Origin of the sequence: Faecalicoccus sp. (genome assembly GCF_036552745.1) — a bacterium.
In the GTDB taxonomy this organism is placed as follows: domain Bacteria; phylum Bacillota_I; class Bacilli_A; order Erysipelotrichales; family Erysipelotrichaceae; genus Faecalicoccus.
This window is the reverse complement of sequence record NZ_JAXKBY010000008.1, coordinates 1-8,143: the sequence shown is the minus strand read 5'-3', so window position 1 is coordinate 8,143 and position 8,143 is coordinate 1. Positions and strand designations below refer to the sequence as shown.

General features: G+C 38.5%; 7 protein-coding genes and 1 pseudogene. 7 read left to right on the top strand and 1 reads right to left on the bottom strand.

What is annotated here, in order from left to right:
* Positions 1-225: 225 nt before the first annotated feature.
* From U0M88_RS00495 to U0M88_RS00465, 7 genes and pseudogenes are all read left to right on the top strand, one after another.
* The gene (locus tag U0M88_RS00495) at positions 226-933 is read left to right on the top strand and encodes an alpha/beta hydrolase (protein ID WP_331868573.1); all 708 of its coding nucleotides are present in this window, start codon (positions 226-228) and stop codon (positions 931-933) included.
* A gap of 260 nt (positions 934-1,193) precedes the next feature.
* On the top strand, positions 1,194-1,667 hold the full coding sequence (locus U0M88_RS00490) for a DUF4358 domain-containing protein (RefSeq protein WP_320802252.1): 474 nt from the start codon (positions 1,194-1,196) through the stop codon (positions 1,665-1,667).
* 12 nt (positions 1,668-1,679) lie between these two features.
* The gene (locus U0M88_RS00485) at positions 1,680-3,041 is read left to right on the top strand and encodes an MBOAT family O-acyltransferase (protein WP_331868572.1); all 1,362 of its coding nucleotides are present in this window, start codon (positions 1,680-1,682) and stop codon (positions 3,039-3,041) included.
* Positions 3,042-3,059: 18 nt separating this feature from the next.
* Positions 3,060-4,205 (top strand): DHHW family protein, encoded by a 1,146-nt coding sequence (locus U0M88_RS00480; protein WP_331868571.1) that lies wholly within the window; start codon positions 3,060-3,062, stop codon positions 4,203-4,205.
* 77 nt (positions 4,206-4,282) lie between these two features.
* The gene (locus U0M88_RS00475) at positions 4,283-5,632 is read left to right on the top strand and encodes an MATE family efflux transporter (protein ID WP_117446471.1); all 1,350 of its coding nucleotides are present in this window, start codon (positions 4,283-4,285) and stop codon (positions 5,630-5,632) included.
* Between the two features lie 347 nt (positions 5,633-5,979).
* Positions 5,980-6,159: pseudogene (locus U0M88_RS10375) on the top strand (DapH/DapD/GlmU-related protein); the annotation flags it as partial.
* Between the two features lie 33 nt (positions 6,160-6,192).
* On the top strand, positions 6,193-6,894 hold the full coding sequence (locus U0M88_RS00465; protein WP_195222370.1) for an HAD family hydrolase: 702 nt from the start codon (positions 6,193-6,195) through the stop codon (positions 6,892-6,894).
* Positions 6,895-6,931: 37 nt separating this feature from the next.
* Here the strand turns inward: U0M88_RS00465 and asnA are convergent, their stop codons facing one another.
* Positions 6,932-7,939 (bottom strand): aspartate--ammonia ligase, encoded by a 1,008-nt coding sequence (asnA, locus tag U0M88_RS00460; RefSeq protein ID WP_022790368.1) that lies wholly within the window; start codon positions 7,937-7,939, stop codon positions 6,932-6,934.
* Between the last annotated feature and the right edge of the window lie 204 nt (positions 7,940-8,143).

Below are 8,143 nucleotides of genomic sequence, written 5' to 3'. Positions count from 1 at the left end.
CGATTAAAGATCGATAAAACTTGATCAGGAATCATAGGTAAAAATCCTCCTCTATAATTCCTTCGGATTATGTTTAAAGATTCCGACTTTTTCTTTGTCAAGCTTTTTTAGATTTTTTTCACAAATAAAAGAGCCTCGCCTCTTTTAGACAAGACTCATAAGATCATGTTTTGCTTAACTTAATGACATTGAGTTTATATAACACCTTTTTCAACTTATCGAACTTTGCACATTCATCTTCCACAAGACTACAAAAACAGTACAGAACGATATCCTGTCATGTATATGTTTGACGGGCATAACCTATTTAATGATGCAGATGCGACCTATGGAACTTCTTGGGGCCTGGAAACATTTTTAAATTCTTATGATAAACCATTTATCATTGTAGGCTTGGAATGTAATCACGAGGGAAATCAACGATTGTCAGAATTTAGTCCTTATACATTTTCAACGCCGTATTTAGGCCATGTTTACGGTAAAGGCGATCAGCTGATGGATTGGATGGTCAATGAACTAAAGCCTTATATTGACTCTCGGTATCGTACGATGCCTTTACGTGAATGTACCGGCATTGGTGGAAGCAGTATGGGAGGTCTTATGGCTTTGTACGGAATTCTTCATTACAATTCGATTTTCTCAAAAGCTGCTTGTCTTTCCAGTGCTGTGTTTGGCTGTAAAGAAAAGATCCTTTCTGAATTTCAGAAAACCAATCTTTCACCGGATACAAGAGTATATTTAAGCTGGGGAACGAAGGAACTGGCTAAAAGTGTATTTCAAGATCAAAGAATCAATGATATGAAGACGCTTGTCAATGAATTTACAGCGCGTAATGCATCTGCTATTTTTCGTCTGATCGAAAACGGTCAACATAATGAAACAACATGGGGCCAACAAAATAAAGCTGTCTTTGATTATTTGTGGCGCTCCTAAAACATCTCAAAAGAACGAACAAATTTTAATTTGATATTCAATTGATCAATAAAGGTTGGAAAGCTTCCGACAGGAGGCTTTTTTCCTTTCTTTTCATCCATTAAAGAATGAATAAGTGTATCTTGTAAAAAGTCATAAATCTTTTCTCTCTGTATGTCGTACTTGTGCTAAAATAAATGATAAAAGAGGAAATAGGTTATGAAGAGAAGAAACAGGGAAAAATACATAGATCATGTCATAAGAATTAAGGGGGAATTTTGATGAAGTATGGTTTATGGGCCGCCAAAGGTGTTGTGTTTCTTTTATTGATCATACTCATGTTGAATGTCTTTAGCGGTCCAAAGATGAGTAAAGAGGATTTTGGTGTTGTGTTATCCAAAGTACAGGAGAATTTAGATTTAAGCACTCTGTTGCAGCAGGATAATCAGGCGATACGAAAAAATTTGGGATTAGATCCGGAAGCGTATGAAAGAATCGTATATTTTAAGATTGATGATGTCATGCAGGCCAATGAATATGTATTGGTGCAGTTTAAGGATCCGGATCAAAAAAATGCGTTTCAACAAGCCATCGAAAGCCGTATTGCCGAGCAGACAAACTTATATGACGGCTATGCGCCGGATCAGGTGCAGTTATTAAAGCAGGCTGTTGTGGATATACAGGCGAATTATGCATTGTATGTGGTCGATACGAATGCCAAAACAATGGATGAACAGTTCTTGGAAAGCTTATAAGGGGGTGCGTGTATGGTATTTAATTCATTGATTTTTATATTTTGTTTCTTACCAGTATCCGTGCTTCTTTATCGCTTCTTGCCATCTCAACTTTTAAAAGATGTTGTTTTGTTTGTGCTGAGCTTATTGTTCTATGCATGGAATGAGCCTTATTATGTTTTATTGTTGTTGCTGAGCATCGCATGGAATTATATCAGTGGTCTGCAGTTGATGCAGGAAGAAGATGAGCGGCAAAGAAAGATAAACTTTTGGTTATCCGTTGCCGTTAATCTTTTGATTTTGGGTGCTTTTAAATATACGAATTTTTTATTGGGCATAGTAGGGCTGGAAGGCTTTGATATCACATTGCCGGTAGGGCTCTCCTTCTTTACTTTTAGTGCTTTGTCTTATCTGGCTGATGTATATAAAGGTACCAGCCCGGCACAGAAAAATCCATTGTATCTAGGATTGTATATTGCGTTCTTTGGAAAGATCACCAGTGGCCCGATTGCCTTTTATCATGATATGGAACATCAGTTTTCGTATCATCCTTTCCAAAGAGAAATGTTTTATTCCGGCACCTTGTTGTTTGTCAAAGGCTTGATCAAAAAAGCGCTTCTGGCAGATCAGTTTGCTCTGGTATTTTCCAGTCTGTCACAAAATACAAGTATGTTGGGAGCCTGGCTTTATGCCCTTAGCTATATGTTGGAAATCTATTTTGATTTTAGTGGTTATAGTGATATGGCCATTGGAATTTCACGCATGTTTGGCTTTGATCTAAAACCAAACTTTGATCATCCGTATGTGGCAGTCAGTGTACAGGATTTCTGGCGAAGATGGCATATCAGCTTATCAAGATGGTTTCGTGATTATGTCTATATACCTTTAGGCGGCAACCGTCATGATTATGTGCGAAATATATTGATCGTATGGTTTTTGACCGGTTTATGGCATGGTGCCAACTGGACATTTATATTATGGGGACTTTATTATGGTGCTTTTATCTTGCTGGAGAAGTTTGTGCTTCGTCCTATTTTGGAGAAACTGCCACGCATCGTAGGTCATCTTTATACTTTAGTTGTCGTATTGATTGGTTGGGTATTTTTCTGTAGTCCAAGTATTATGGATGCGTTTGGAACGATTGGTCGTATGTTCCACTTCGCAGAGTTGGTTAACACGGAAGCCTTATTTGTATTAACCGGGCATTTAGTCTTATTTATAATCGGTATCCTGCTTTCAGGTACACTGTTTGATCGCATCGAAGAAAGATTGATGCAGGTCAAAGGAAATCGAATGGTATTAGCCTTTACGGTTTTATATCTGGTTTTCTTTGGTATCAGTATCGCTTTTGTGGTAGGTAGCACATACCAGAGCTTTTTGTATTTTGCGTTCTAGATAGGGGATGGGATGAATATGAAAGATAAAATGACAAAATTATCGAAAAAAATGAGTCCGATTCTTGCGGTTTGTGTCGTGATCGTATGTGTATTGAATTTGTTGTGGCCCGATGCCAAGACATCTTCGATGGAGAACCGTTCGCTGCAGCAGTTTCCGGCCATCAGCTTGTCTTCTATCAATGACGGTCAATTTTTTAAAGATGTCAATAACTGGTATTCGGATCAGTTTGTAGGACGAGATCAATGGATTCAGTTAAAGTATCTCATCAGTAAGATGACAGGTGTTAAAAAGATCGATGATGTATATTTGGGTAAAGGCGCATTGATTGAAGATACCAGCGCTGTCAACGAAGAACAAAAGGAAAGAAATATTCAGGCGATCAATCAGTTTTGCACAAAATCCGGAAAAGCATCGTATTTTCTGTTAGCACCGAATGCGGTTAGTGTGCAATCGGATAAGCTGCCTTCTTTTGCGACACCATTGGATCAGAATGCACAGATCGACGATTATCTATCTAAATTAGATGCATCGATTCAAAAGGTGGATGTTCGTGATTCCTTTAAAGAGCATAAGAATGAGTATTTATATTATAAGACTGATCATCACTGGACTTCTTTAGGTAGCTATTATGCCTATCAAGCCTTGTCTTCCAGCATGGATCTTGGACAAACGGAGATCTCCGATTACCATGTGTATCCGGTTTCCACAGATTTTAAAGGGACTTTATCCGGTAAGGTCGGAAGTGCCTTTATGGAAGATCAAATTGATATTTATGTGCCAAAAGAAAACAGTGAATATATCATGACCGATGAAATAAGCAGGGACTCTTCACGCTCTATTTATTCTATGGATGCCTTACATACCAAAGATCAATATACGGTCTTTTTGTCAGGGAACACCGGAAGAATTTCATTAGAAATGGATAATGACAGTGATCGGCATCTGTTGTTGATCAAGGATTCCTATGCCAATTCGATGATACAGTTTTTAATTCCGCATTTTAGAACGATTGATATCATCGACCCTCGTTACTACTTTGAAGATGTATCAAAGCTGTTGGATTCTCAATTGATTACCGATATCTTGTTTCTATATAATTCAAATACATTGATGCAGGATACATCCATCGCGGATTGTCTAAATGTTTCTGCAGAGGAATAAAAAGTCGTTTCGGCGGCTTTTTTTCTATACAATTTTGAAAAAACGAGTATAATACGGCCTGTGAAAGAAGGATGTTTATGAAGCACGCAAGACAAATGGATATGATACAAGGGCCGATCTTTTCCAAATTGATCGTCTTTTCTATACCAGTTATACTGTCCGGTGTCTTACAGCTTTTATTTAATGCGGCTGATGTCATTGTGGTAGGACGATTTACCGGCAGCAGGGCTTTGGCAGCGGTTGGCTCGACATCCAGTCTGATCAATTTACTGATCAATCTGTTTTTAGGAATTTCTATTGGCGCCAATGTGTTGGTTGGGCAATATATCGGTGCCAGAGATGTAGAGAATGCGCAAAAAGCTGTTCATACCGGCATTTTATTTGCCTTGTTTGGCGGATTGTTTATGGGTGTATTTGGCTTTTTTGCGGCCGGGACTTTGTTGAGCTGGATGGCTACTCCGGAAGATGTATTGCCATTATCGACAATTTATATGCAAATCTATTTTATCGGTTTGCCTTCTTTACTTATTTATGACTTTGGGACTGCCTTATTAAGAGCTGTCGGTGACACGAAAAGACCACTCTATTTTTTAATGATCTCAGGTATGGTCAACGTTGTTTTGAATTTGATCTTTGTCATCGTGTTTGACTGGGGCGTAGCCGGTGTAGCTACCGCAACGATCGTTGCCGAAATAATCAGTGCCATTTTAGTGCTGCTTTGCCTGCATGCCCATGAAGGGCCTATTCGCCTGCAGAGAAAGAGTCTTCATTTTTCTTTGGATAAAGGAATCAAGATGGTCAAGATCGGTGTTCCGGCCGGTGTACAGGGAATGTTATTTAGTATATCGAATGTATTGATTCAATCCAGTGTCAACAGTTTTGGATCGATCGTCATGGCAGGAAATACCGCCAGTTTGAACATAGAAAACTTTGTGTATATTTCGATGAATGCGATCTATCAAACCAATTTAAGTTTTACCTCGCAAAATATGGGTGCCAGACAATTTAAAAGAATCGATAAAATTCTTCTGGAATGTTTGGGAATTGTGGTTTGTGTGGGACTGATTCTGGGCTGGGGTGCTTATTTAGGCGGTAACTTTTTACTGCATATTTATTCAGCCGACCCTGAGGTCATCCGGATCGGTTTGATTCGATTGTCATTTATTTGTACCACGTATTTTTTGTGCGGCATCATGGACGTATTTGTGGGTAGCTTACGAGGAATGGGGTATTCGATTTTGCCTATGCTCGTATCTATGATGGGGGTCTGTGTATTTCGTATCTTTTGGATCTTTACCATCTTTCAGGCACATCGAGAATTATCAACGTTATACATATCCTATCCGATTTCCTGGATATTGACGATTGCCGTAGATATTGTTTGTTATATTTATATTCGAAGAACGATTGAAAGGAAGACAAGATGAAAACTGTAGATTTGCGTATAGAAGATGAAAACCGAAAGGCGGAAGGAAAACGGACAAAAGCGTTGTTGTTTGAATGGAATCAATGTGATCCATCATCGCCTAGATACAAAGAAATTCCAAAAGAACTGTTTGGTGAATTCGAAGAAGGCTCTAAGGTACATACGCCTTTTTACTGTAATTTAGCTAAAAACATCCATATTGGAAAGAATGTAACGATCATGCCGTATTTTAAATGTATGAGTGCAGGGCAGGTTTATATGGAAGACGATGTTCGTATTGCCCTGGATGTAAAGGTGATCACAAATAATCATGATTTTTACGATCGAGATATCTTAACAGTGGAAGATGTGCGGATTTGTAAAAATGCCTGGATCGGAGCCGGTGCCACGATCTTGCCGGGCGTGACGATTGGAGAAAATGCCATTGTCGGTGCCGGAAGTGTTGTGACCAAGGATGTGGAAGCCGATACGATCGTTGTGGGGAACCCGGCCAAACCCATCAAAAAATTAGATTCAAATCGGTTTTAGTATGTTATACTTTTTAAAAAAGTGAGGAAATGTATGGAGTATCAGGCTGTATTATTTGATTTAGACGGAACATTGCTTCCAATGGACCAGGAACAATTTGTGAAAACATATTTTGGATTATTGGTTCAAAAGGTTGCCCCTTTAGGGTATGATGCCAAACAACTGATCGATTCGATCTGGAAGGGAACCTATGCGATGATTCAAAACGATGGTTCGTGTATGAATTACGATCGTTTCTGGGAAGTGTTTGTTTCGATTTACGGAGAAGAAAAACTGAAGGACAAAGAAGTATTTGACTCTTTTTATGCCCATGAATTTCAAGCGGCCAAACAAGTCTGTGGGTTTAATCCATTATCGAAAAAGATCGTGGATGCCTGTAAGAAAAAGGGAAGAGTGGTATTGGCAACCAATCCTATCTTTCCACAGGTAGCCACACATTCAAGGATTCGCTGGGCAGGGTTAGAACCGGATGATTTTGAATACATCACAACGTATGAGAACTCCTGTTTCTGTAAGCCGAATCCATATTATTATCGGGAAATCCTGGAGCAAAGGAATCTGGATCCTCAGAAATGTTTAATGGTAGGCAATGATGTACAGGAAGATATGATCACCATGGAACTGGGAATGGATACGTATTTGATTACGGATTGTCTGATCAATTCTAAAAATAAGGATTTAAATGTGTATAAAAAAGGGAATATGGAAGATTTTCTACAGTTTATAGCGTCTTAAAGGCGCTTTTTTTCATGAAAAAAGGATCGCGAAGATCCTAAAGTATTTGAATATTGTTTTTGTAACATTCTTCGATCATATCTTCCGGCCAGATGCTTGCCTGTACTTCACCGATATGAGCTTTCTTCAATAATAACATGCACAATCGAGATTGACCGATACCGCCTCCGATCGTATAAGGCAATCTTTGTTCTAAGATGGCTCTATGGAAAGGAAGCTGTAATCGTTCTTCTTTTCCTTCTTTACGAAGCTGTTCCACCAGACTGTTTTCATCGACACGAATTCCCATGCTGGAGATTTCTAAAGCACACTGTAAAGGTTCATACCAGAATAAGATATCCCCGTTTAACTGCCAGTCATCATAGTCCGGTGCACGACCATCGTGCTTTTCACCGTTAGATAACTTGTCGCCAATCTTCATGATAAAGACACAGCCCAGTTCTTTGGTGATGGCATTTTCACGTTCTTTAGCCGTATAGGTTGGATATTTATCTAAAAGCTCCTGCGTTGTGATGAAGTGAATCTTATCCGGTAAATGGTTAACCGCTTCTGGATACTTATACCAGACTTCATGCTCCATATGTTTGATGACTTTAAAAATCGTGCGAACATGTTGCTTGAGAACATTTTCTGTTCTTTCTTCTTTTGTCAGTATTTTTTCCCAGTCCCATTGATCTACATAGGCAGAATGCAGGTTATCTAATTCTTCATCTTTACGAATCGCATTCATGTTGGTATATAAGCCTTCATGCAGCTGAAAGCCATATTTCTTTAAAGCCATACGTTTCCATTTAGCTAAAGAATGTACGACTTCTATACGTTCATCACCAATATCCTTCATTGTAAAATGAACCGGTTCTTCAATGCCGTTAAGATCATCGTTTAACCCGGAACGTTTTTCAACGAATAACGGGGCGGAAATACGAAGCAGATTCATCTCTTTTCCAAATTCGTGTTGAAAAGTATCGCGAATATATTTAATGGCTTCCTGTGTCTGACGAACGGATAGAACAGGATTGTAATGCTCTGGAATTGTTAATTTCATAGTCTTTCTCCTTAAAATATGAACTATTATATCATATCAAATGTAAAAATATATGAAAAGTTTCATCGTGTTACATTGACTTACATCTTTTGAAAGAATACAATGTAACCTGACTTTAGAGGTAAAATGAAAAAAATGGTGCTAAATCACTTGATCTAGCATCCTTTTTATTTGAGCAGAAGATAAATAGAAATTTTTTAAAGG

Excerpts from the sequence above, each read along its gene's own strand:
- U0M88_RS00490 (WP_320802252.1), top strand. The coding sequence starts at position 1,194 with ATGAAGTATGGTTTATGGGCCGCCAAAGGTGTTGTGTTTCTTTTATTG.
- U0M88_RS00485 (WP_331868572.1), top strand. The coding sequence starts at position 1,680 with ATGGTATTTAATTCATTGATTTTTATATTTTGTTTCTTACCAGTATCC.
- U0M88_RS00480 (WP_331868571.1), top strand. The coding sequence starts at position 3,060 with ATGAAAGATAAAATGACAAAATTATCGAAAAAAATGAGTCCGATTCTT.
- U0M88_RS00475 (WP_117446471.1), top strand. The coding sequence starts at position 4,283 with ATGAAGCACGCAAGACAAATGGATATGATACAAGGGCCGATCTTTTCC.
- U0M88_RS00465 (WP_195222370.1), top strand. The coding sequence starts at position 6,193 with ATGGAGTATCAGGCTGTATTATTTGATTTAGACGGAACATTGCTTCCA.
- asnA (WP_022790368.1), bottom strand. The coding sequence starts at position 7,939 with ATGAAATTAACAATTCCAGAGCATTACAATCCTGTTCTATCCGTTCGT.